The organism is Pseudomonas saxonica, assembly GCF_007858365.1.
Classification (GTDB): Bacteria; Pseudomonadota; Gammaproteobacteria; order Pseudomonadales; family Pseudomonadaceae; genus Aquipseudomonas; species Aquipseudomonas saxonica.
Map to the genome: position 1 here is coordinate 25806 of NZ_VFIO01000007.1, position 23721 is coordinate 49526.

The window sequence follows — 23721 nt, forward strand, 5'->3', positions numbered from 1 at the left end:
ATAGCGGCGCCTTTCTTTCAGGAGCCTGTGAAATGATGCCCGTGAGCAAACCCGAAATCGTGATTACCTACTGCACCCAGTGCCAATGGCTACTGCGTGCGGCCTGGCTGGCGCAGGAGCTGCTTAGCACCTTTGCCGAAGACTTGGGCCGGGTCGCGCTGGAACCCGCGACGGGCGGAGCTTTTCGCATTACCTGTGATGGTGTGCAAATCTGGGAGCGCAAAACCGATGGTGGCTTCCCTGAAGCCAAGGTGCTCAAGCAGCGGGTGCGCGACCAGATAGACCCACAGCGTGACCTTGGGCACAACGACCGGGTTCAGTGAGCGCCAGCGTCCAGCACCGGTTTGGCAGGCGCGCCGCTGCCCATGCGGCTCGATGCCACAATGGCTGCAATGATCAGCACGCCGCCCAGCAGCATGCGTACAGTCGGGGTTTCGTGGAACAACAACCAGGCTAATGTGATGCCGTACACCGGCTCCATGGCAAATACGACAGCGGCGGTGCGCGCCTTGATCACCGCCAGGCTGGCGACAAACAGGCTATGGGCCACACCGGTGCAAAAGACGCCGAGTAAGCCTATCCACACCCAGTCCAGAGGGCGCACCTCTGTCAGGCCGGGTGCCGCGAAGGGCAGTAGGCAGAGCGCAACCACGGCGTTTTGCCACAGGGCTGCCTGCACGGCAGGCAAACGTCCCGAGTTGGCGCGATTGTTCAGCGACAGCAGCGAAAACAATAGGCCTGAAGCCACGGCCCATAAGAGACCTTCAGTGGCCTGACTGGCGATGTCAAAGGTCGGGGTGACGAGAATCAGCCCGGCACTGACCGCCAGCACCAGCAGGATTTCGTTGGCGCGGATGCGTTCGCGAAAAATCAGCCCTTCAAGAACCACGGTGAATGCTGGAAAGCTGGCAAACCCCAAGGTAGCAATGGCCACCCCGGCCACTTTGACCGATACAAAAAAGCTGACCCAGTGCCCGGCCAGCAACAGCCCGCTGATCAGCAAGCCACGAGCATCGCGCAGTGATGGCCTTTGCCAGCGCGTCTGTTTGGCCAGTGCGCCAAAGCACGCCAGTGCCAGTACCGCGAACCCGGCGCGACCAAACACAATAATCGAGGCTGAGGCGGCGGCCAGTTTGCCGAATACGCCGGTGAGGCCAAACATCAACGCGCCAATATGCAGGGCGCCCAGTGCGGTACGGGGAGTCATTGCAATCCTTAAATCGATACAGGCAAGGCAAGCAGTCTAAAGCGCGGGGAGGGCGGCTGTCTGTCGCGAGACTGGCGTCAGTTGTCGCCAGACTCGCGGCGCAACACGCTGGGCGAGGCCCCGAACTCACGCAGCATGGCCGCAGCAAAGGCGCTTTGCGAAGCGTATCCGACCCGACTGGCGACTTCACCAATGGGCAGTGTGCTCTGGCGCAGTAGCGTCAAGGCGCTGCGCAGGCGGCGCTGACGGAGGTAGTCCATGGGTGTTTGCGCGCATTCACTGACAAAGCGACTGTGTAAGCGGGCGCAGGACAAGCCGGCAATACGGGCCAGATCAGCGACCTGCAAGGGGTAAGCGGCGTTTTGCTCGATGTAGGCATCCAGCGCGGCAAAGGGCAGGCGTTTCGGTTGCGCCTGTTCAGTGGCCAGGTTGTTGAGGCTGGCCAGCAACAGAATCGCGCCTTGGCGGGCAATCAGCGGATCACTTACCGGGCTGCTGGCGAGCCAGTTGACCAGCGTGTGTTGCCCATGATCGAGGGGCAAGTGGCCGGGGGTATCGAGCAGGCGGCGGCTGGCCTGCGCATGGGCCCCCAGGGATTGACCGAGCCAGTTCTCGCCTGGCACATCGAGCACCAGGCAGCGGCTGCCTTGAGGGCTGCCGCAGGTATGGTGAGCGCCTGCGGGGATGACCATCAGGTGTTGCTGTTGCAGCACGCTGGCGCGACCTTCCACCTCGAAATCCAGCTTGCCGGACAGACTGATCACCACCTGCGCATGCTCATGGCTGTGGGTTAAAACGTCATGACGGTAATTGCGCAGTGACAGTATTGAGCCCATGGTGATCTCGCCGCCCTTGAATTAGTGCCGCCAAAACGCCGGTATACACAGCACGAACACGGTAATGATTTCCAGACGTCCGAGCAGCATGCCCAGTGACAGAATCCATTTGGCCGCATCCGGCAGGCTGGCGAAATTGCCAGACGGGCCGATGGTTTCGCCCAACCCCGGCCCAACACCTGACACTGTACTGGCCGCGCCCGTCAGGGCGGTCATCCAGTCCAGACCCAGCAGCGACAGCGCCAGCGCAATCACACAGATGGTGATGGCGAAGAAGAACGAGAACGTCAGAATCGAGCGCACGATTTCTTCATCGAGGCGGTGGCCGTTGTACTTCTGTTTGATCACGGCACGCGGGTGGATCAGTTGGTTAAGGTTAGCCTTGAGCAGAATATAAGCGACTTGAAAGCGGAAAATCTTGATTCCGCCCGCCGTCGAACCCGAGCACCCGCCGATGAACCCCAGATAGAAGAACAGCATCAGCGAAAAGTTGCCCCACAGGCTGTAGTCGCCCAAGGCAAAGCCGGTGGTGGTCACGACCGAGGTGACGTTCAGCGCCACATGGCGGAAGGCGTCCCAGTACGGCATGTTAGTGGTCCACCACAGCCAGGTGCCGAGTACAAACCAGGTCACCACCAGAAGGCCGAGCAGCCCTTGCACCTGTTGATCCTTGATCAATGCCCGGCGATGGCCACGCAGTGTTGCGACATACAGGGTAAAGGGCAGGCTGCCCGATATCATCACCACGATGGCGACCCAGTGCACGGCGGGTTGTGACCACTTGGCCAACGACAGGTCCGAGGTCGAAAAGCCGCCGGTGGAGATCGCGGACATGGCGTGGTTGATCGCGTCGAACACGCTCATGCCGGCCCACCAGAACGCCAGACTGCCCATAATGGTGATGCCGACATACGTGGCCACAATCAGGCGAGCCACCATGTGCGAACGGGGCATGACTTTTTCGGAACGGTCAGACGATTCTGTCTGGAACAGACGCATGCCGCCGATTCGCAGCAGCGGCAAAATGGCCACGGCCATGCCGATAAAGCCGATGCCTCCCAGCCAGTGCAACATTGAGCGCCACATCAAAATGCCGGGGGACATGGTGTCCAGCCCGCTGAGTACGGTGGAACCGGTGGCGGTGATGCCGGACATGCTTTCGAAGAATGAGTCGGTGTAGCTGATGTGCTGAGTCAACAAAAACGGCAGCGCGGCAAAAATGCCCACTACAACCCAACTTGTCACCGTTAACAGGTACATGTCCCGCGGGCGCAGGTGAACCTGTTCAGGACGACCGGGGAGTACCAGGGCCAGACCGGCGAGAAAAGTAATCAGGCTGGCCCACAGAAAAGAGGGCAGGTCGCCCATGCGGTCGAAAATGACCAGCGTCAGCATTGGCACTGACATGCTGACGGCGAGCGTAATCAGGAAGATGCCGATGATAAAACCGATGATGCGTAAGGTCGGCAACGCCATGAATTCAGCTCGGGATTGAAGTGGGGCGCCATTCTACCTGTGAGGTGGGCTATGTAAACCGCCTGCCTGTGAGGAGTTACCGTTAGAATAGCTGCACATTTTCTTCAGGAGGTAGCCCATGGAGGCTCTCGACGCTTTGCTCAACCGTGTTTCTGCCCCGCGCCTGCTCGATCCAGCGCCCACCGCTGAGCAACGTGAAGTGCTGTTTGCGGCTGCCTTGCGCGCTCCGGACCATGGTCAATTGCGGCCTTACCGGTTTTTGACGGTAGAAGGCGATGCGCGTCATCAGTTAGGTGAAATCCTTGCGCAAGCGGTGCAGGCGCAAGCGGGGGAGGTGACTCAGGCCGCGCTGGACAAGGCCCGCGCCATGCCATTGCGTGCGCCGTTGGTGATCGTAGTGGTCGCGCGCTTGCAGGATCATTTCAAGGTGCCAAAGTCGGAGCAATTGATCACGGCGGGCTGTGCCGCCCATGCCATTGAACTGGCCGCATATGCTCAGGGCATTGGTGCGGTATGGCGTACGGGCGAGTTGTCGTATGCACCGTTGGTGGCTAAAGGTCTGGGCTTGACCGAAGGAGAGGAAGTGGTCGCGTTCTTGTACCTGGGCACACCGCAGAATGAACTGCGCACGGCGCCGAAGGTTGAAATCGCTGAGTTTGTGCAGGCGTGGTCGGTGTAAGCCTTGATTCCCTCACCCTAACCCTCTCCCAGAGGGAGAGGGGACTAAAGCAAAAGCAGATAGGTGTAACGGCACACAAATAAGCTCCCTCTCCCTCTGGGAGAGGGCTGGGGTGAGGGTTTTGACCTCAAACGCTACCGTTAGGCTCTAGCGGCAGTTCCAGCGTAGCCACAAAGCCGCCCTCTGGATGATTGCCCAGCACCAGTCGCCCGCCATGACGTTCGGCAGCGCGGCGTGCAATTGCCAGCCCCAGGCCATGTCCCGCAGCCGTCTGGCCGGGAGCACGGAAGAACGGCTCACCCAGTTGCGTCAGATACTCCTCAGCCACCCCCGGCCCACGATCGCGCACACGGATCTCAATGTGCTCGCCTTTACGCAATGCCGTTAACTCAATCGGTTCGCCTGACGGGTTGAAGCGTTGCGCGTTGCGCAGCAGGTTATCGACCGCGCGTTCAATCATGGTCGGCCAGCCTGTGAGGCTTAAGCCGGGTTCGGCGTTTAGTTCAACACGTTGTTCAGGCGCAGCCAGCGAGGCGTCTTTTTGCACGGTATTGAGCAGCCCGTTGAGGTCAATAGCTTCAGCACTCGCTTGATCAGCATCGACCCGCGCCAGCGTCAAAATCTCACTGATCAATGACTCCAGGCGGTCGCACTCGCGGGTCAGTCGCGGCCACAGCTTTTCGCGCTCCTCAGGGCTGGCGCGCTCGGCCAGGGCCAGCGCGATGCGTAAACGGGCCAAAGGCGAGCGCAACTCATGGGACACGTCACGCAGTAGCTGGCGCTGGCTGCCGATCAGACTTTGCAGGCGTGCGCCCATGCGGTTGAAGTCGGTGGCCAGTACGCCAAACTCATCGCGTCGCGACGCCAATTGCGCCAGGCTGTTTTGTTGGTAGGTGGTTTGCCCCAGATCATGCACGGCTACCCGCAGGCGGCTCAGCGGACGGGTGATCGACAGTGTGACCAACAAGCTGAACAGCGTCAGCACCACCAACGCAATACCCAGCGCACTCAGTGGCCAGATCAGGCTTTGCCGATGCCAGGCGTCCAGTTCGGGGTTTGGGATACGGTAAATCAGCAAATAGGTTTCTGACGTTTTCGGGCTGGTGTATTCAACGGTCAGACGGCGCCAGGGCAATTGCTGCTCGCCCGGCTGCTGGCGGGCTTCCCATGCGGCCGCACGGCGCGGGAAGGTGCCACGCACCACCGGATCGCCACTTTCGTTCAGTACTTGTACGTCGATGTGGTAGTGATGCTTGCGCCGCTCGAGAAATGCTTGCGCCGCATCGGCGCCTTGGGTTTCGTAGCGTTCAGTCCATTGTTGCGCCAGATTGGCGATGCCAGGGTGGCGGCTGAGAATCCAGGTGTCCTGGTTCAGCATGTGCCCTAACAGGATCGAAAGCCCTGCGACCAAGGCTATTGCCAGCCAAAAGCTGGCCAGAATGCGCCAGAACAGTGATCGCACGGTAATTCCTCTCAGGTCATGGGCGTAAACGAGTAAAGCCCAACGACCGGAGGCCGTTGGGCTTTGTCAGCGCAGGGATTATTGCGCTTTAGGGGCTTTCGATGCTTTCCAGTCTTTAAACTCTTTCCACTCGGCTTGACGCTCAGCACGGTGCTTTTGCATCTCGTCGAACTGTTTTTGCTGTTCAGGCTTGAGCAAGGCACGGATCTCGCTCTGAGTTTTGTCGTGCTTGGCCTTCATTTCATCTTTCAGGGCTTTCTGATCTGCCGCTGGCAGTTTTTCCAGGTACTTCTCGACCAGTTGTTTACGGTCGTGCATTTGTTCGCCCATCAGCTTGCGAATTTCCTGACGCTGTTCACTGGTCAGGTCAAGCTGGCTGTAAGGGGCGTCACCGCGACCGTGGTGGTCACCGCCGTGACGTGGACCCATTGGGCAATCACCACCTGGTGCGGCCATTGCGACGGTTGGCAGTGCTGCAGCAAACATCAGAGCAATTAGAGTCTTACGCATGGTGTGTCTCCTTTCGTACGGTTCCGGTGAATCCGGATGTGCTCAGTGTAGAGCGCGCAAGGTCAACCGCTGTCAATCATGCGTAAAGGTTATGTAAAGAGGATTTTTTCTGAATTTACAATGCGTTGCGCTGGCGTCCCAGACCCTTTGGTGCCACCCCAGGGCTTTACACCGGTTACGCACTGTAGAAATAGCCACGGCCACGCAGCGCCACAATGCGCGGGCTGCCATCGGCGTGCGGGCCGATCTTTTTGCGCAAGTTGCTGACATGCATGTCCAGACTGCGGTCATACAGGGTCAGTTTGCGGCCCAAGGCGACTTGTGCCAGCTCCTGTTTATCGAGTGGCTCGCCGGGTTGACGCAGCAACGCCTCAAGCAAGCGGCTTTCGGAAACCGTCAGGGTAATGTCGTGATTGTTGATCGTGACCACGCCACGCATCGGGCTGAAACACAGGTCGCCCAACTCCAGTTGGCTGGACACGGCGGGCGGGTGACTGCGGCGCAGTACGGCGCGCAGGCGGGCGGTCAGCTCGCGGGGGTCACAGGGCTTGGCCAGATAGTCATCGGCCCCCAGTTCCAGCCCCAGAATACGGTCCAGCGGTTCGCCACGGGCTGACAACATCAGCACGGGCAAGTCGGGGTGATCACTGCGCAGCTGTTTGAGCAGCTCAAGACCGCTGCCGTCCGGCAGCATCACATCCAATACCACTGCGTCCGGGCTGGTTTCAGCCAACGCCTTGCGTGCACTCTGGCCATCGTAGCAAGCACGGACCTGGAAGCCTTCCTGGCTCAACCAGCTGCTCAGAAGCTCACACAGCTCCTGGTCATCATCTATCAGTAACAGGTCGCTCATGGCGTACTCAATTCAGCCGGCGCCGCGTTCATTACGCAGGCGCCGTCAGGGAGGCCGCGGACTACGGCAGGACTTGCTTGAAAGGCTTGACGCTGACAGAAGCGTAAACGCCCGCGGCAACGTAAGGATCAGCATCTGCCCACGCTTGGGCTGCATTCAGGGACTCGAACTCGGCCACAATCAGGCTGCCGCTGAAACCGGCTGCACCTGGATCATTGCTGTCGATGGCCGGGTTCGGGCCCGCCAGCACGATGCGGCCTTCGGCTTTAAGCTGTTGCAAACGCTCAAGGTGGGCCGGGCGCGCAGCCATACGGGCTTCGAGCGAGTTGGCGACGTCAGTGGCAACGATTGCGTAGAGCATGTCAGTCCTCGGATTTTGAGTTGGTCGGTGCAGAATCGGCGTCATGCAGGTGACGAGACAAGTAGATACCCTGAGCGACCAGGAATAGCACGGTCATGCCCAGACTGCCGAATACCTTGAAGTCGACCCAGATGCTCTGATAAGTGAAGGCCACAAACAGGTTGGCCGCGCCACAGAACAGAAAAAAACCGATCCAGGCAAGGTTCAGGCGAGTCCAGATGGCATCGGGCAGGGTCAATGCATGGCCCATGATGCGTTTGATCAGCAATTTGTCGCCGATAAAGTGGCTACCGGCAAACGCCAGTGCAAACAGCCAGTTCACCACCGGAGCTTTCCACTTGAGGAAGGTTTCGCTGTGGAAAGCCAGCGTCAGGCTGCCGAACACGAGGCAGGCAATCAGCGTCAGCCATTGGCTTTTTTCCAGCTTGCGCTGTTTGAAAAACAAAAAGCCGTAAACCACCACGGAACTGATGATCAGCATGGCCGTGGCACTGTAAATGCCCCCGATTGACAGGTTGTGGCCTGCAATATCGACGATGCGTGGTTCGATTTTGTAAACGATGAAAAACAGTAGCAGCGGGATGAAGTCGATGAATTGTTTCACAGTGGCAGCCAGAAGCAGGATGTGGCGGCATAATAACAAACATCAATGACAGCGAAAGTGTCAGCTAGAGGTTATTAAATTCCCGTGGAAATTGACTTGCATTGCCATAGCACAGCGTCTGATGGCGCGTTGGCGCCCGCCGTACTGGTTGCGCGTGCGTTCGAGAAAGGTGTGCGAGTCCTGGCCCTGACCGATCACGACACACTTGAAGGTCTGGACGAGGCCCGCGAAGCCGCGCTGGCGTTGAACATGACATTGATCAATGGCGTTGAATTGTCCTGCACCTGGGGCGGTGCAACGATTCATGTGCTCGGTTACGGCTTTGACGTGAATGCGCCGGCGCTGGTCGAGGCTATTGCCAAGCTTCATGACGGCCGTTGGCTGCGGGCTGAAGAAATCAGCCGCAAGCTGGCGCTCAAAGGCATGCCCGGCGCACTGGAAGGCGCGCGAGCCATCCAGCAAACCTTGGGTGACAGCGGCAATGCGCCAGCCCGCCCGCACTTCGCGGACTTTCTGGTCGAGGCTGGTTACGTCAAGGACCGTGCCGAAGCGTTTCGCAAGTGGCTGGGCGCGGGCAAGCTGGGCGACGTCAAATTACACTGGCCGACCCTTGAAGACACCGTTGCCACCTTGCGTGCGGCGGGCGCGTGGATCAGCCTGGCGCACCCGTCGCACTACGATTTCACCCGCAGCAAGCGTCGTCGCCTGATTGGCGACTATATTCAAGCTGGGGGTCACGCGATTGAAGTGGTCAACGGGCACCAGCCGGCAGAACAAGTCGGTGGTCTGGCGATCCTGGCGCGTGAGTTCGGTCTGCTGGTCAGTGCCGGCAGTGACTTTCATGGCCCGGGTGGATGGTCCGAGATCGGCGAGTACCGCCCCATTCCGGAAGATTTGCCGCCCTTGTGGCGTCGATTCAAATTAGAACCGCCCGTGGCCAACGTCTGAACAGGGAAACACTGTGAGCCAATTTTTCCAGATTCATCCGGAAAATCCGCAACCGCGGTTGATCAAACAAGCCGTTGAAATTATCAAAAAGGGTGGGGTGGTGGTGTATCCCACCGATTCGTCTTATGCCGTGGGCTGCCAGATCGGTGACAAGCACGCCATCGACCGCATCAAACGCCTGCGTAATCTGGACGACAAGCATAACTTCACCCTGATGTGCTGCGACCTGTCGCAACTGGGGTTGTTTGCCAAGGTCGAAACCGGCGTGTTCCGCTTGCTCAAAGCCCATACGCCAGGGCCTTACACTTTTATCCTCAACGCTACCCGCGAAGTACCCCGCTTGCTGCTGCATCCCAAGCGCCGCACCATCGGCATGCGGGTGCCGCATCACCCGATTGCCTTGGCGTTGCTGGAGGAACTGGGTGAGCCGCTGATGAGTGTCACGCTGATTCTGCCGGGCGAAACGGAGCCGCTGGAAGACCCGGATCTGATTCGTGAAAAGCTGGACAAGCAGGTCGACCTGATCATTGATGGTGGCTTTGGTGGTCATAAGGCCTCCACGGTCATCAACCTGGTGGATGCGGATGATCCCTATGTCGTGCGTGTCGGGTGCGGTGATCCAACGCCGTTTATGGTTGAGGCCTGATGTCTGACGTAGAAACCGTTGAGCACGATCAAGCGGGCGCCCAGCAAGAACTGCCGTTTGCAATGGTGTACGGCCAGGCCGTTATCGAGATGCCGCTGGACCTGTACATCCCGCCGGATGCGCTGGAGGTATTTCTCGATGCGTTCGAAGGCCCGCTTGATTTGCTGCTGTACCTGATTCGCAAGCAGAACATCAACATCCTCGATATTCCGGTGGCAGAAATTACCCGTCAGTACATGGGTTATGTCGAGCTGATGAAAACCGTGCGTCTGGAACTGGCGGCCGAATATCTGGTGATGGCCGCCATGCTGGCGGAAATCAAGTCACGCATGCTGTTGCCGCGTTCAGCCGAAGTCGAAGAAGACGAAGGCGACCCGCGTGCTGAATTGATCCGGCGTTTGCAGCAGTACGAGCGATTCAAGGCCGCCGCAGAAGGTCTGGACGGGTTAAGCCGGGTAGGGCGCGATGTTATTGTGCCCAAACTGGATGCGCCCGAAGCGCGAGCGCGCAAGCTGGTACCGGATGTGGCGCTCGAAGAGTTGCTGATGTCCATGGCTGACGTGTTGCGCCGCAGTGACATGTTTGAGAGCCATCAGGTCAGCCGAGAGGCATTGTCCACCCGTGAGCGGATGAGTGATGTGCTGGAACGCCTCAAAGGCGGCGGTTTTGTGCCGTTTGTTGAGCTGTTCACGGCCGAAGAAGGCAAGCTGGGCGTCGTTGTGACCTTTATGGCCATTCTGGAACTGGTCAAAGAGCAACTGATTGAACTGGTGCAGAACGAGCCCTATGCGGCGATCCATGTGCGGGCGAAAGCCGAATAAAGAGCTGAAACCATGAATTTGACTGAATCCCGCGAGCTGGCCCCCTTGCTTGAGGCCTTTTTGTTGGCCTCGGGAAAGCCGCAAAGCCTTGAACGCCTGTTTGAGCTGTTTGAAGAGGGCGAGCGCCCTGAGCCGCCCGTGTTCAGGAAAGCCCTCGAATTACTGCGTAAATCCTGTGAGGGGCGGGCGTTTGAGCTTAAAGAAGTTGCGTCGGGCTATCGCCTGCAAATCCGCGAAAAGTATTCGCCGTGGGTAGGCCGTCTGTGGGAAGAGCGCCCGCAGCGTTACTCGCGCGCGATGCTCGAAACCATGGCCCTGATTGCTTACCGTCAGCCCATCACCCGTGGCGAGATTGAAGATGTGCGAGGTGTGGCGGTTAACAGTCACATCGTCAAAACCCTGCTGGAGCGTGAATGGATTCGTGTGGTGGGTTACCGCGAAGTTCCGGGGCGACCGGCGATGTTTGCCACCACCAAGGGCTTTCTGGATCACTTCAACCTGAAAAACCTCGACGACTTGCCGCCTCTGGCAGAGCTGCGCGAATTGGAACCGGACCCCATCCTCGACTTCGACGATGCCCCGGTACCGGCCCATTTGCAGGCGTTGGCCGACGAAAGTGCGGAGCCGGAAGAGCCGAAAGACGAGACCAGTTTCCGTACGTTGCTGACGGAACTGGACTCGATGGAAGAAGGTCTTAAAACCGACTTTGATGACCTGCTGCGCGATCCAGTTGCCAGTGATGAGCCGCAAGTGGCAAGTGATGAACCAATGCCTGTGCCAGAGGCTCAATCACTACCAGAGGCACAGCCACAACCGCAGCAACCGTCTGCGGCCGAGCTGGCCCGCGAGCGGTTGCGCGCAGCCGTGGATGCCCTTGAGCAGCGAGCCGCTTTGAGTGACGAAGAGCTTGAGGCTCGGGCGTTGGCCGACGCCATCGAACAGGAGCGCCGCGAGCTGGAAGATTGACCGCCGTACGTCGTAGCAGCTGCCGAAGGCTGCGTCCGGCGGCGCAGCCGTCGTAAATTCAAGCGCTGGCGTATGACAGGTCATTTTGGGGGGCGAAGTTACGATCGCTTCGCAATCGGACGCAGCCTGCGGCAGCTGCTACGAAGTTTGCGATCCTGGCATCTGGGAGGTTAACCATGAGTTCAATCAAAGACCCCTGTATCGGCGTCTGCAAATTCGCCGACGATATTTGTCTGGGGTGCGGGCGGACCAAGCGTGAAGTCAAAGCCTGGAAGTCGCTCGACAAGGATGAGAAGCGAACTGTAGTGGCGGAATCGGCCTTGCGCTTGCTCGCGCTGCAAGCCACCGGCCGGCGGAAAAAGAAGTAAGCGTTGATGCGCAAAGCGCTACATCAGCGTATGATTCGCGACCCTTCGGCGCTCGTTCGAGCGCCAGGACCCTTTTTAAGACCTCAGGCTTATGCCTGAATCGACACACCGGGAGGTGCCCAGATGAAAGATCTAGACCCTAAAGACAGCCAGGAAATTGGCCCAGCAGGCGAAAAACTGCAAAAAGTTCTCGCCCGTATTGGCGTGGGTTCGCGTCGCGACGTTGAGAGTTGGATCAGCCAGGGCCGCATCAAGGTCAATGGCAAAGATGCAACTCTGGGTCTGCGTGTCGACCTGCATGACGCCATTTCCATCGATGGCAAAGTGATCAAGCGTGAAGAGGCCGCCGAGTCGGTTCGCCGCGTGATCATGTACAACAAGCCTGACGGCGAAATCTGCACCCGTGACGACCCTGAAGGCCGTCCGACCGTATTTGACAAGCTGCCGCGTCCAAAAGAAGGCCGCTGGATCAACATCGGTCGTCTGGACATCAACACCACTGGCTTGCTGATGTTCACCACTGACGGTGAGCTGGCTAACCGCCTGATGCACCCTTCCTACGAAATGGACCGTGAATACGCGGTGCGTGTGCGTGGCGAAGTGGATGACGAGATGATCGAGCGCCTCAAGGCGGGCGTAGTGCTGGAAGACGGCCCTGCGCGCTTCACCGACATCAAGCAAGCACCGGGCGGCGAAGGTTTCAACCATTGGTACCACTGCGTGGTGATGGAAGGCCGTAACCGTGAAGTGCGTCGTTTGTGGGAGTCCCAGGGGCTGGTGGTTAGCCGCCTGAAGCGCGTGCGTTTCGGCCCGGTATTCCTCAACTCCGACCTGCCGATGGGTCGCTGGCGCGAAATGAGCCAGTACGAAGTCGACATTCTCAGTGCTGAAGTTGGCTTGACGCCAGTTGCCATGCCGGAGATGAATGCCAAGAGCAAAGACAAGCTTGAGCGTATGCAGCGCAAGTCGTCGCGTCCGGTGGCTCGCGTTGATCGCGTTGCACGCACCCTGCGTCCGGCCGAAGGTGCTCCGTTGGCTCCGCGTCCAGCGCGTCAGCCACACATCGAAGGCGAGCGCCCTGGTCGTCCGGCCCGTGATGAAGCTGCACGTCCTGCGCGCAAACCGTCGGGTCGTACCGACCGTGTGCCTGCGGGTCGCGGTGCACCTGTGGCCGAGCGTCCGAGCGAAATCAACAAGCGTCCAACCAAGCCGAGCCGTTCGGGCCCCAAGCTGGTTGACGATGCACCGTCGGGCAAGCGTCGTGGCGCACCGACCGGTTCCGGCCAGCGTCCGGGCTTCGGTCGTCGCAAGCCATAACAGGCTTTAGCGTCACCCAAAAAACGCCAACCCCCAGGGGTTGGCGTTTTTTTTTGCCTGCGGTGTAGCCGCTGCCGAAGGCTGCGTTCGGTTGCGAAGCAATCGTGAAATCATTTATCGCGGTGAATCAGAAAGACCTCGCACTCAGGATTTGCGCTTGCTGCGCAACCGGGCGCAGCCTGCGGCAGCGGCTACAAGTTAGCGCTTAAATAAGCGGAAAGATTTCTTTACGGCTCGTAAATAATTTTATACAAATTCAAGCACTTATCGGCTAAATACGATCTATATCTGCCATCTGTAATGAAATACTTCCGCTTATTCAGCTTTTTGGACGCTTCCTACGGATTTCTTGGCTTGTTTCGTCTTGCCAGCAGCGGTGTGATGGGATCTTGCTTGCGTGCGGGTGTACAATGCGCCGCGTTTTAACTGTGACTCATTGGCGTACCCGCGCCTTCTGCGCCGCTCATGCTGCGTTGATCGGCCAGAACTCGAAGGCATATCCGCCTTGCCAATTCCGTGATGCCACAAGCATTGCGGGTTCGATTCCGTCACAGATAAAAACAAACAGGTGACGCATGACTCGTGAAACAACCTTGGATTCCTGGCGTCTGCGCTGGGGTTTGATTTGTGTTGTAGACCCTTCGATCACTGCCTCTGGTGCTCAAGCTACATCGCACTGAACGCCATCAAACCTTGTGTGGGACCTTTTTCAATGAGTGCAAATTCCTCGCATTCGGGCGAGCTTAAACGCGGCCTGAAAAATCGTCATATTCAACTGATCGCCCTGGGTGGCGCGATTGGTACTGGCTTGTTCCTTGGCTCGGCCGGGGTGCTTAAGTCTGCTGGCCCGTCGATGATTCTGGGCTATGCCATTTGCGGCTTTATCGCGTTCATGATCATGCGCCAGCTTGGCGAAATGATCGTCGAAGAGCCTGTGGCTGGCTCTTTCAGCCATTTTGCGCACAAGTATTGGGGCGGTTTCGCCGGGTTCATGTCGGGCTGGAACTGCTGGGTGTTGTACATTCTGGTGGGCATGTCAGAGCTGACGGCCGTCGGTAAATACGTGCACTACTGGTGGCCCGAGATCCCGACCTGGGCCTCGGCCGCGGCCTTCTTCGTCTTGATCAACGTGATCAATCTGACCAATGTCAAAGTGTTCGGCGAGGCTGAGTTCTGGTTCGCTATCATCAAGGTCGTTGCCATTGTTGGCATGATCGCACTGGGCAGCTATTTGCTGGTCAGCGGCAGCGGCGGCCCTCAGGCTTCAGTCAGTAACCTGTGGGAGCACGGCGGTTTCTTCCCTCACGGCATCACCGGGCTGGTGATGGCGATGGCCTTTATCATGTTTTCCTTTGGTGGTCTGGAAATGCTCGGCTTCACAGCTGCCGAGGCGGACCAGCCGCGTACCGTGATCCCCAAGGCGATCAACCAGGTGATCTACCGGATCCTGATTTTCTACATCGGCGCACTGGTGGTGCTGTTGTCTCTGACCCCGTGGGATGCGCTGCTTGAAACCCTTAATGCCGGTGGCGACAGCTACAGCAGCAGCCCGTTTGTTCAAGTGTTCTCGATGCTGGGCAGCAATACCGCGGCACACATCCTCAACTTTGTGGTGTTGACCGCTGCGTTGTCGGTGTACAACAGCGGCACTTACTGCAACAGCCGCATGCTGCTGGGCATGGCTCAACAGGGCGATGCGCCGAAAGTGTTGGCCAAAATCGACAAGCGTGGCGTGCCGGTCAACTCGATTCTGGCGTCGGCTGCGGTGACGGTGATTGCCGTGTTGCTCAACTACCTGATGCCCCACGATGCCCTGGAGCTGTTGATGTCGCTGGTTGTGGCGACTCTGGTTATCAATTGGGCGATGATCAGCTTTTCGCACTTCAAGTTCCGCCAGCACATGGATAAAACCGGGCAAACCTCGCTGTTCAAGGCGCTGTGGTATCCGTACGGCAACTACATTTGCCTGGCGTTCGTGGTGTTTATCCTGATCATCATGCTGATGATTCCGGGTATTCGTGTGTCGGTGTACGCGATTCCGGTTTGGGTGGTGTTTATGTGGGTGTGTTATCTGATCAAAAACAAGCGCGCCGGGCAGGCTTCGGTAGCGAGCTATAGTTCAGCGACCAAGTAAGCGCAGCGAAAGACCCACAAACCCGGCCATTGCGCCGGGTTTGTTGTTTGTGGGGTATCCTGCACGCCTTGAAGAGGACTGATTTTCAATGCTGGTGATTTCCAATAACGTGCACATTCCCGATGCCGAGATCGAGCTGACAGCGATTCGGGCGCAAGGTGCGGGCGGGCAGAACGTTAACAAGGTCTCGAGTGCCATGCACTTGCGCTTCGACATTCCTAATTCGTCGTTGCCGCCTTTTTATAAGGAGCGCTTGCTGGCGCTGCGTGACAGTCGCATCACCAGTGAGGGGGTGCTGATCATCAAAGCCCAGCAGTACCGTACACAGGAGCAGAATCGGGCCGATGCGCTGGAGCGGCTGACCGAGTTGATTCTCAGCGCCACCAAGGTTGAAAAGAAACGCCGTGCGACCAAACCGACGCTGGGCTCAAAAAAACGTCGACTGGAATCCAAGACCAAGCGCGGCAGTATTAAGGCCGGGCGTGGGAAAGTGGATTTTTAATTGTCAAAGCACCCTCACCCTAACCCTCTCCCAGAGGGAGAGGGGACTCGAACGAGTTGGCCAGACGCTATTCAGTGCCCTCTCCCTCCGGGAGAGGGTTGGGGTGAGGGCTGAGCCTTGCGCGGTTGGCTTGCCGATACAGATACACGCTCAACAGCAGCCCGCTAAACGCAGCCAGAGCCGCGAACAGAAAGATCGAGGCAAAGCCAAAGCCCGCTGCAACCGCGCCCACTAAAGGCCCGGTAATCCCCAGAGACAGGTCGATAAACAGCGAATACGCGCCAACGGCCGCCCCCCGGCTTGAGGCGGGCACCAGATTGACGGCTTCCACGCCCAATGCCGGAAATACCAGTGAGAAACCAAAGCCGCTCAGTGCCGCACCGGCCAGTGCCAATTGCGGGTTGGGTGCCAACCAGAGCAGCAGCAGGCCGAGAGTTTCGACACTCAAGCAAGCAATGGCGACCCGAAAGCCGCCAATGCGGTTGATCAAGTTACCAAACAGTAAGCGCGCGCTGATAAAGCTGGCACCAAACACGCTCAGGCACAGGGCGGCGTTTTCCCATTGGTTGGTCGCGTAGTAAAGCGTGATAAAGGTCGCGATGGTGCCAAAGCCAATTGAGCCCAGCGCCAGCCCTGTGCCGTGGGGCAGGACGCGGCCCAGGACGTGCAGAAACGGTAAGCGTACGCCGCTGACGATCGGTGCCGCCAGCTTGGGCCATGCCAGCAATAAACCCAGTGTTGCAAGGGCGATGATGCTTACGCCCAAGCTCCACATGCCCAGATGGGCGACCATCACCACGCCCAGTGGCGCGCCAACGGCAATTGCCCCGTAACTGGCGATACCATTCCAGGAAATGACCTTGGCGGTGTTGGCGGCGCCCACCCGACCAATGCCCCAGCCGATGGAGCCCGAGCCTACCAGGCTTTCCGCGCTGCCCAATACCAGGCGACCGATCAACAGGCTGGCAAGACTCAGTGCAGGGACGGCGGTCAGCCAGCTGGAGGCGAGCATGAACACGCCGCTCAAGCCGCAGCCGGCCAGTCCGATCATTACGGCCCGCTTGCTGCCTTGGGTGTCAATGATGCGACTGGCGTAAGGGCGACTCAGCAATGTCGCCAGGTACTGGACGCTGATCACCAGACCTGCGATGACCGTGCCGTAACCCAGATGGTTATGTACATAACCGGGCAGTACAGCCAGCGGGATGCCGATATTCAGATAGCCGATAAAGGTAAACAGAACGATGGACACCACTTGCAGTGTGACCGCCAGTGGACGTTGTGTTTCAGGCATGGGGCGAAGGTCCTGCGGGTGCGAGGTTAAAGCGGGGCAACCAGGCGGGTTGCGATCAAGGCCGCCAGAGCATTCTCTTGGGTGCCAAAACGTTTTAGCAGAGTAGCCTGTTTCTCGGGGGTTAGACGCTCCCAGAGCTCAATCATTTGTTCGGCTGTGCCAATCAGAACGCTGGCCTGGGTTTCACTGAAAGTATCGGTCACGCTTAAATCCTGGAGGGAACGGGCAGCAATTGTGTCAGACGGTGTGAAAAACCGTTGGCTTTTCGCACCGCCTGATAGGCAAGCGTTCAGTCTTCGCTGTCGGCTTTGAGGCTGTCTTGAGCCTCATCCAGTGCGGGGTTTTCGCCACTGGTGTGTTGCGGGGTTGGCTGCTCGGGTTCGTGCAGGCTTGGGAAGGGGAGGTTTGGGATTTCGTGCATCGTCGCGCTCCTCGCTGGTTGTGCATTAAGTAGCTGGCTAAGGATACAGGAGGGAGTGTGACAATTTGTCTTTTTCTTGCGTCTGGCAGGAATTATGTCGAACTTTTCATTTTTATGTTGTCCGCCTGAATGTCATCGCTGTTGCAGGCAGCGATGACGGGTTATGCCTTTAGCGGGTACACACCTGCGCAATCGCCTTGGCCAGTTGATTCAGGCGCGTGCCGTCCACGCCGGCCATATTGGCTCGACCAGAGCCGACCATGTACACGCTGTGTTTCTCACGCAGTAGTTTGACCTGATCGGCGGTAAGGCCGGTGTAAGAAAACATGCCGCGCTGCTCATTGATATGGGCAAAGTGCTCGGCCAGCCCGAATGAGGCGAGGGCTTCGACCAAACCGCTGCGCAGTTGCGCAATACGAGTGCGCATGGTCTCGACTTCTTGCGTCCACTGATATTTCAATTCGGCATCGCCCAGGATGGTGGCGACGACAGCAGCGCCGTGGTCGGGCGGGTTGGACCACAGATTGCGAGCCAGAAAGGCCAATTGGCTGCGCACGTCCGTCAGTTTTTCGGCGTCGCCCGCGCACACAATCAATGCACCCACGCGTTCACGGTACAGGCCAAAGTTTTTCGAGCAGGAACTGGTGATCAACACTTCTGGCAGTTCGCGTACGAACAGGCGTGTGGACCATGCATCTTCTTGCAGGCCGTCACCGAAACCCTGATAGGCAAAGTCGATCAACGGCAGCAATTGACGCCGACGTACCACTTCCAGCACCTGCAGCCAGTCAGCCTGAGCCAAGTCAAAACCGGTCGGGTTGTGGCAGCAGGCATGCAGCAGCACCACGTCGCCTTTGGGGGCTGCTTCCAGCGCTTGCAGCATGCCCGCGACATTGAGCTTGTTGTCATTGCCGACATACGGGTAGTGACTGACTTTAAGGCCGGCCTCGGCAAAAATGGTTTCATGAATCGGCCAGGTCGGATCGCTCAACCAGATACCGCGCCCCGGCAAGCAGTGGCCGATAAAGTCCGCGGCCAGACGCAGCGCACCGGTGCCGCCGGGTGTTTGTGTGGCGCCTGCGCGTTTGCTGGCCAGCAGAGGCGAGTGGCTGCCGAGCACCAGCTCACTGATCAGTTGACCGAAATGGCTGTCGCCATGGCCGCCGATGTAGGTTTTGGTTTGTTGGTGATCGACCAGGCGTTGCTCGGCTCGCTTGACTGACGGCAGAATCGGCGTCTGACCTTTCGCGTCCTTGTACACGCCCACACCCAAATCGAATTTGTCCGGATTCGGGTCCTGATTGTAAGCGTCGATCAACCCCAGAATCGGATCGCCCGGTACTCGGCCAATCGCTGCAAAGTGCATTACTTGCGGCCTTCGGCTGTTTTGGCGACTTCATCGGTGCGTGCGGCCATGATGAAGTCGTTGCGGTGCAGGCCTTTGATTGAATGGCTCCACCAGGTCACGGTGACTTTGCCCCATTCGGTCAACAGGCCCGGGTGATGGCCTTCAGCCTCGGCGATCTCGCCCACCGCATTGGTAAAGGCCAGTGCGAACTTGAAGTTTTTGAATGCAAATACCTTTTCCAATTGCATCACACCGTCGCGAACTTCGATGTTCCAGTCTGGTATTTGCTTGAGCAGGACAGGCAGCTCTTCATCGCTGACCTGTGGAGCATCAGCGCGGCAGGCTTCGCAGTGGGCTTGGTTCAGTGCGTTCATGATGTATTCCTGAAATCGTTTTTTATTGATGAGTTGAAAGCGTTTCAAGCGGCTTTGGGTTTAGGGGGGAACTTGGGGGTGTGCAGCCCCAGGGTCATCCCTTTCTCGACCATGCCCATGATGTCTTCGTGAGCCAGATCAAACAGCCGCTTCAAGTCAGGGAGGACAAAATACAGCGGCTGCAAAATATCGATGCGGTAAGGCGTGCGCATGGCCTCGAGCGGGTCGAAGGCTTGATGTTCGGGTTCATCGGACAAGCTGTAAATGGTTTCTTTGGGCGACGAAAGAATACCGCCACCGTAGATGCGTTTGCCTTCGGGGGTGTCGACCAGACCAAACTCAATGGTCATCCAGTATAGGCGGGCGAGGTACACGCGCTGCTCCTTGCTCGCTTGCAGGCCCAACTTGCCATAGGTGTGGGTGAACTCGGCAAACCACGGGTTGGTCAGCAATGGGCAGTGGCCGAAAATCTCGTGAAAAATATCGGGCTCTTGCAGGTAATCCAGTTCTTCGGGGGTACGAATAAAGGTTGCCACCGGAAATTGCTTGTTGGCCAGCAATTCAAAGAAGGTCTGGAAAGGGATCAGCGCGGGCACACGGGCCACTTGCCAGCCAGTGGTAGCGGCCAGCACCTCATTGATTTCGCTGAGCTGGGGAATGCGATCGTGGGGCAGGGCGAGTTTTTCGATGCCTTCCAGGTATTCCGGGCAAGCGCGACCGTTCAGCAGCTTCAACTGGCGAGTAATCAAGGTATTCCACACCGCGTGTTCAGCGGCGGGGTAGTCGATAAAGCCATTGGCATCCGGCTCGCGAGCGACGTATTTCGTTTGCTTCATGGGGCTCTCCGCAAGGCAATCGTTCTTATTATTCGGTGGTGTGCGATGCCTTATTGATACCTCAGGTCTTGGTGACGTGCAGCTGGCCTAAAGCCTTGAATGCTGGGATGATGCGGTTATGGCGTAAAGTTTTCGTTACGAATGCGCCGTTATGTTGGTGTGCTTGCGAATTCAGCCACACTTACTGTCAAAAAATCGTGCCGCTTAAAAACAAGGTGCAACAGATTCACGCTGTAATTAATGCCCGACCCTTTATCTATTCACCCGAGCCATGCCCCATGCGTATCAAAGTCCACTGCCAAAACCGGATTGGCATTCTTCGCGACATTCTTAACTTGTTGGTTGCCTATGGCATCAACGTCAAGCGCGGGGAGGTGGGCGGTGATCAAGGCAATGCGATTTACCTGTTCTGCCCTAACCTGATCAATCTGCAATTTCAGGCATTGCGTCCCAAATTCGAAACCATTGCCGGTGTGTTTGGGGTCAAGCGGGTGGGTTTGATGCCCAGCGAACGCAGGCATATGGAGCTTAATGCGCTGCTTGGTGCGCTGGAGTTTCCGGTGTTGTCCATCGATATGGGCGGCTCCATCGTCGCGGCCAATCGGGCAGCTGCGCAGTTGCTCGGGGTGCGCGTGGATGAAGTGCCGGGCATTGCCCTGTCGCGCTATGCCGAAGATTTTGATTTGCCCGAGCTGGTGCGCGCCAATAAATCGCGGATTAATGGCTTGCGCGTCAAAATCAAAGGGCAGGTATTTCTGGCCGACATTGCCCCCTTGCAGCTGGAGCACGACGAAAGCGAGGCGATGGCGGGTGCGGTGTTGACGTTGCACCGCGCTGACCGCGTCGGTGAGCAGATCTATAACGTGCGCAAGCAGGAATTGCGCGGGTTCGACAGTATTTTCCAAAGCTCGAAAGTCATGGCGGCGGTGGTGCGTGAAGCCCGGCGCATGGCACCCCTGGATGCGCCACTGTTAATAGAAGGCGAAACCGGCACCGGCAAAGAGCTGTTGGCCCGGGCCTGTCATTTGGCCAGCCCGCGCGGGCAATCGCCGCTGATGGCGCTTAATTGCGCGGGGTTGCCGGAGTCGATGGCCGAAACCGAGCTGTTCGGCTACGGGCCGGGCGCCTTTGAAGGTGCGCGGGCAGAAGGCAAGTTGGGGCTGCTGGAATTGACAGCGGGCGGTACGCTGTTTCTGGATGGTGTGGGGGAAATGAGCCCGCGGTTGCAGGTCAAACTCTTGCGGTTCTTGCAGGATGGTTGCTTTCGCCGGGTCGGCAGCGACGAAGAGGTTTACCTCGATGTGCGGGTGATGTGCGCCACCCAGGTTGATTTGTCGGAGCTGTGTGCGCGCGGTGAATTTCGTCAGGATCTTTACCATCGGCTTAATGTGTTGTCGCTGCACATTCCGCCGTTGCGTGATTGCCTGGACGGGCTGGAGCCTTTGGTCGAGCACTTTCTGGATCAGGCCAGTCGCCAGATTGGTTGCCCGCTGCCGCGTCTGGCGCCTGCTGCGATGGAACGCCTGAGTCATTACCATTGGCCGGGCAATGTCCGCCAGCTGGAAAACGTGCTGTTTCAGGCGGTGTCATTGTGCGACGGCGGGGTGGTCAAGGCTGAGCATATACGCCTGCCTGATTACGGTGTGCAGCAGCCGTTGGGTGAGTTTTCGCTGCACGGCGGGTTGGACCAGATAGTCGGGCGATTTGAAAAAGCGGTACTTGAGCAGTTGTATCTCGAGCACCCGAGCAGTCGCCTGCTGGGCAAGCGGCTGGGGGTGTCGCATACGACCATCGCCAATAAATTGCGCGAGCACGAGATTATCAAGCCGGGCAGGGAGTGATGACCCGAGACCCTCACCCCAGCCCTCTCCCAGAGGGAGAGGGGGCTTGATCGAGGCGAGTCGCTAATCGTGACCACACCACAATTCAGTCCCCTCTCCCTCTGGGAGAGGGTTAGGGTGAGGGTTTAGCGGTCTCCACCAGGACATCCCTTGCCGCAACCGGCATAACCCCGCCGTTTTTCTGTCTTTGACCTGCCTTCCGTGCCTCGCACAATCCGCCATAACCCCGCCACACAAGCCTTTACTACCGTCAAAAAAAAGTTGGTGCGCAAATTGCTAGACGCTCTGTAGTACAGCGGTGGGCGGCAAGCGTCCGTCAGACAGAGGAAAGACTGTGGACAAGTACCTTTATGTGGCAATGACCGGCGCCAGTCAGAACGCACTGGCGCAAAAGGCGCATGCCAACAATCTGGCGAACATCTCGACCAACGGTTTTCAACGCGACCTTGAGCAAGCGCGCTCCATGCCGGTGTTTGGCGACAGCTTCCCGGCACGTGCCTTCGCCTTGAGCGAACGGCCGGCCACCGATTTCAGCCCCGGTGCAATGGTCGAAACCGGTCGTGATCTGGATGTGGCGGTCTCTGGCGACGGTTGGCTGGCGATACAGGCGCCCGATGGCAGTGAAGCCTATGTGCGAACGGCCAGCATGAATGTCGATGCATTGGGCATTCTGCGTGCGGGCAATGGCATGCCGGTCATGGGCAATGGCGGGCCTATTGCCGTGCCGCCCCAGCAGCAAATCGAAGTCGGCGAAGACGGCACCATTTCGATCCGTGCCCAAGGTGAAGGCCCGCAGGTCATGGCTCAGGTCGACCGTATCAAGCTGGTTCAACCCGACCTCAAGACCATGAGCAAAGGCCTTGATGGTCTGATCCATACCAACAACGGTCAACCGGCGGTGGCCGATGCCAATGTGAAGGTGGTGTCGGGCTTTCTGGAGGCCAGCAACGTCAATGCCGTCGATGAGATGACCTCGGTGCTGGCCTTGTCCAAGCAGTTTGAACTGCACATCAAAATGATGAACACCGCCAAAGAAGACGATCAAGCCATGACCCGCGTCCTGGCAATGAGCTAATAACTTAAACGCTGCGCCGAAAAACTGGCGCGCGAGGAGAGCACGATGCTTCCAGCACTGTGGGTTGCAAAAACCGGTTTGGCTGCACAAGACACCAACCTGACGACAATTTCCAACAACCTGGCCAACGTTTCGACCACGGGTTTCAAACGTGATCGCGCCGAGTTTCAGGACTTGCTGTATCAGATCAAACGCCAGCCGGGTGCTCAGTCCACCCAGGACAGCGAACTGCCGTCCGGCCTGCAAGTGGGCACCGGGGTGCGGATTGTCGGTACCCAGAAGAACTTCTCGACGGGCAGCCTGCAAACCACCGACCAGCCGCTGGACATGGCGATCAATGGCCGGGGCTTTTTCCAGATCATGCAGCCTGACGGTACAACCTCTTACACGCGCGACGGCACCTTCCATCTGGACTCCAATGGCCAGATCGTGACTGCCAACGGTTTTGCCCTTGAGCCGGCGATTGTGGTGCCGGCGGATGCCCAGACCTTTACGGTCGGTCAGGACGGCACGGTATCCGTCACCATTGCCGGCAACCCGGCAGCACAGGTGATTGGCAACTTGCAGACCGCCGACTTTATCAACCCGGCCGGTTTGCAGGCTCAGGGCGGCAATCTGTTCCTTGAAACCGCGTCCAGCGGCGCGCCGCAAATCGGTACGCCAGGCCTCAACGGTTTTGGCTTGACCATGCAGAGCACCCTTGAGACCTCGAACGTCAGCACCGTGGAAGAGATGGTCAACATGATCACCACGCAGCGTGCTTATGAGATGAACTCCAAAGTGATTTCCACCGCCGATCAAATGTTGTCGTTTGTTACGCAAAATCTGTAATTACGTAAAAG

General features: G+C 58.2%; 27 protein-coding genes. 13 read left to right on the forward strand and 14 right to left on the reverse strand.

Features of this window, described 5'->3' with window-relative positions:
- Window positions 1–35 precede the first annotated feature (35 nt).
- Window positions 36–323: an Rdx family protein gene (locus FJD38_RS16800; RefSeq protein ID WP_122783896.1), complete on the forward strand. Its 288-nt coding sequence runs from the start codon at window positions 36–38 to the stop codon at window positions 321–323.
- Here FJD38_RS16800 and FJD38_RS16805 read toward each other — a convergent pair.
- The 3 genes from FJD38_RS16805 to FJD38_RS16815 form a co-directional block, all read right to left on the reverse strand.
- A complete protein-coding gene (locus FJD38_RS16805; RefSeq protein WP_146386410.1) occupies window positions 317–1207 on the reverse strand; it encodes a DMT family transporter in 891 nt (296 codons plus the stop codon). The genes FJD38_RS16800 and FJD38_RS16805 overlap by 7 nt on opposite strands.
- 77 nt (window positions 1208–1284) lie before the next feature.
- On the reverse strand, window positions 1285–2043 hold the full coding sequence (locus FJD38_RS16810; protein ID WP_146386412.1) for an AraC family transcriptional regulator: 759 nt from the start codon (window positions 2041–2043) through the stop codon (window positions 1285–1287).
- A gap of 21 nt (window positions 2044–2064) precedes the next feature.
- Window positions 2065–3519, reverse strand: coding sequence for a TrkH family potassium uptake protein (locus FJD38_RS16815; RefSeq protein WP_122783848.1), 1455 nt, complete (start codon window positions 3517–3519; stop codon window positions 2065–2067).
- A gap of 118 nt (window positions 3520–3637) precedes the next feature.
- Here FJD38_RS16815 and FJD38_RS16820 point away from each other — a divergent pair, with 118 nt between their 5' ends.
- Entirely contained in the window at window positions 3638–4198 is a 561-nt protein-coding gene (locus tag FJD38_RS16820) for an NAD(P)H nitroreductase (RefSeq protein ID WP_146386414.1), read from the forward strand.
- Between the two features lie 127 nt (window positions 4199–4325).
- Here the strand turns inward: FJD38_RS16820 and FJD38_RS16825 are convergent, their stop codons facing one another.
- From FJD38_RS16825 to FJD38_RS16845, 5 genes are all read right to left on the reverse strand, one after another.
- Complete coding sequence (locus FJD38_RS16825; protein WP_146386416.1) at window positions 4326–5660, reverse strand: sensor histidine kinase; 1335 nt, start codon at window positions 5658–5660, stop codon at window positions 4326–4328.
- A gap of 78 nt (window positions 5661–5738) precedes the next feature.
- Window positions 5739–6170: a Spy/CpxP family protein refolding chaperone gene (locus FJD38_RS16830; protein WP_122783845.1), complete on the reverse strand. Its 432-nt coding sequence runs from the start codon at window positions 6168–6170 to the stop codon at window positions 5739–5741.
- 175 nt (window positions 6171–6345) lie between these two features.
- Entirely contained in the window at window positions 6346–7023 is a 678-nt protein-coding gene (locus tag FJD38_RS16835) for a response regulator transcription factor (protein WP_146386418.1), read from the reverse strand.
- A 61-nt stretch (window positions 7024–7084) separates the two neighbouring features.
- The gene (locus tag FJD38_RS16840; protein WP_122783843.1) at window positions 7085–7384 is read right to left on the reverse strand and encodes a YciI family protein; all 300 of its coding nucleotides are present in this window, start codon (window positions 7382–7384) and stop codon (window positions 7085–7087) included.
- A gap of 1 nt (window position 7385) precedes the next feature.
- Window positions 7386–7988 (reverse strand): septation protein A, encoded by a 603-nt coding sequence (locus tag FJD38_RS16845; RefSeq protein ID WP_122783842.1) that lies wholly within the window; start codon window positions 7986–7988, stop codon window positions 7386–7388.
- An 84-nt stretch (window positions 7989–8072) separates the two neighbouring features.
- On the opposite strand from FJD38_RS16845, the gene FJD38_RS16850 reads away from it, so the two are divergent.
- The 8 genes from FJD38_RS16850 to arfB all read left to right on the forward strand — a co-directional run bounded on the left by FJD38_RS16850 (window position 8073) and on the right by arfB (window position 15690).
- A complete protein-coding gene (locus tag FJD38_RS16850; protein ID WP_146386420.1) occupies window positions 8073–8936 on the forward strand; it encodes a PHP domain-containing protein in 864 nt (287 codons plus the stop codon).
- Between the two features lie 13 nt (window positions 8937–8949).
- Entirely contained in the window at window positions 8950–9582 is a 633-nt protein-coding gene (locus tag FJD38_RS16855) for an L-threonylcarbamoyladenylate synthase (RefSeq protein ID WP_122783840.1), read from the forward strand.
- 122 nt (window positions 9583–9704) lie between these two features.
- Complete coding sequence (locus FJD38_RS16860; RefSeq protein ID WP_199750859.1) at window positions 9705–10403, forward strand: segregation and condensation protein A; 699 nt, start codon at window positions 9705–9707, stop codon at window positions 10401–10403.
- Between the two features lie 12 nt (window positions 10404–10415).
- Entirely contained in the window at window positions 10416–11369 is a 954-nt protein-coding gene (gene scpB, locus FJD38_RS16865) for an SMC-Scp complex subunit ScpB (RefSeq protein WP_146386424.1), read from the forward strand.
- A 176-nt stretch (window positions 11370–11545) separates the two neighbouring features.
- Entirely contained in the window at window positions 11546–11737 is a 192-nt protein-coding gene (locus tag FJD38_RS16870) for a DUF1289 domain-containing protein (protein WP_146386427.1), read from the forward strand.
- Between the two features lie 123 nt (window positions 11738–11860).
- A complete protein-coding gene (rluB, locus tag FJD38_RS16875) occupies window positions 11861–13054 on the forward strand; it encodes a 23S rRNA pseudouridine(2605) synthase RluB (RefSeq protein ID WP_122783836.1) in 1194 nt (397 codons plus the stop codon).
- A gap of 712 nt (window positions 13055–13766) precedes the next feature.
- Window positions 13767–15188: an amino acid permease gene (locus FJD38_RS16880; RefSeq protein ID WP_122783835.1), complete on the forward strand. Its 1422-nt coding sequence runs from the start codon at window positions 13767–13769 to the stop codon at window positions 15186–15188.
- 88 nt (window positions 15189–15276) lie between these two features.
- Window positions 15277–15690, forward strand: coding sequence for an alternative ribosome rescue aminoacyl-tRNA hydrolase ArfB (arfB, locus tag FJD38_RS16885; RefSeq protein WP_146386429.1), 414 nt, complete (start codon window positions 15277–15279; stop codon window positions 15688–15690).
- 67 nt (window positions 15691–15757) lie between these two features.
- Here the strand turns inward: arfB and FJD38_RS16890 are convergent, their stop codons facing one another.
- The 6 genes from FJD38_RS16890 to phhA all read right to left on the reverse strand — a co-directional run bounded on the left by FJD38_RS16890 (window position 15758) and on the right by phhA (window position 19963).
- Window positions 15758–16984 (reverse strand): MFS transporter, encoded by a 1227-nt coding sequence (locus FJD38_RS16890; protein WP_146386431.1) that lies wholly within the window; start codon window positions 16982–16984, stop codon window positions 15758–15760.
- Between the two features lie 26 nt (window positions 16985–17010).
- Window positions 17011–17187 carry a hypothetical protein gene (locus tag FJD38_RS24575; protein ID WP_167654281.1) on the reverse strand — a complete coding sequence of 59 codons (177 nt, stop codon included), beginning with the start codon at window positions 17185–17187 and terminating at the stop codon, window positions 17011–17013.
- 86 nt (window positions 17188–17273) lie between these two features.
- Window positions 17274–17405 carry a hypothetical protein gene (locus tag FJD38_RS25005; protein ID WP_267903982.1) on the reverse strand — a complete coding sequence of 44 codons (132 nt, stop codon included), beginning with the start codon at window positions 17403–17405 and terminating at the stop codon, window positions 17274–17276.
- 169 nt (window positions 17406–17574) lie between these two features.
- Window positions 17575–18771, reverse strand: a complete 1197-nt coding sequence (locus tag FJD38_RS16895) for an amino acid aminotransferase (RefSeq protein ID WP_146386433.1) — start codon at window positions 18769–18771, stop codon at window positions 17575–17577.
- Complete coding sequence (locus tag FJD38_RS16900; protein WP_122783831.1) at window positions 18771–19127, reverse strand: 4a-hydroxytetrahydrobiopterin dehydratase; 357 nt, start codon at window positions 19125–19127, stop codon at window positions 18771–18773. The genes FJD38_RS16895 and FJD38_RS16900 overlap by 1 nt, the downstream gene beginning before the upstream one ends.
- A gap of 44 nt (window positions 19128–19171) precedes the next feature.
- Complete coding sequence (gene phhA, locus FJD38_RS16905) at window positions 19172–19963, reverse strand: phenylalanine 4-monooxygenase (protein ID WP_146386435.1); 792 nt, start codon at window positions 19961–19963, stop codon at window positions 19172–19174.
- A gap of 278 nt (window positions 19964–20241) precedes the next feature.
- Between phhA and FJD38_RS16910 the strand changes: the two genes are divergently transcribed.
- The 3 genes from FJD38_RS16910 (at window position 20242) to flgG (ending at window position 23710) form a co-directional block, all read left to right on the forward strand.
- Window positions 20242–21804 (forward strand): sigma-54-dependent transcriptional regulator, encoded by a 1563-nt coding sequence (locus FJD38_RS16910; RefSeq protein WP_122783829.1) that lies wholly within the window; start codon window positions 20242–20244, stop codon window positions 21802–21804.
- Window positions 21805–22138: 334 nt separating this feature from the next.
- Window positions 22139–22879, forward strand: a complete 741-nt coding sequence (locus FJD38_RS16915) for a flagellar basal body rod protein FlgF (protein ID WP_146386437.1) — start codon at window positions 22139–22141, stop codon at window positions 22877–22879.
- A 45-nt stretch (window positions 22880–22924) separates the two neighbouring features.
- Complete coding sequence (gene flgG / locus FJD38_RS16920) at window positions 22925–23710, forward strand: flagellar basal-body rod protein FlgG (RefSeq protein ID WP_122782160.1); 786 nt, start codon at window positions 22925–22927, stop codon at window positions 23708–23710.
- Window positions 23711–23721: the final 11 nt, after the last annotated feature.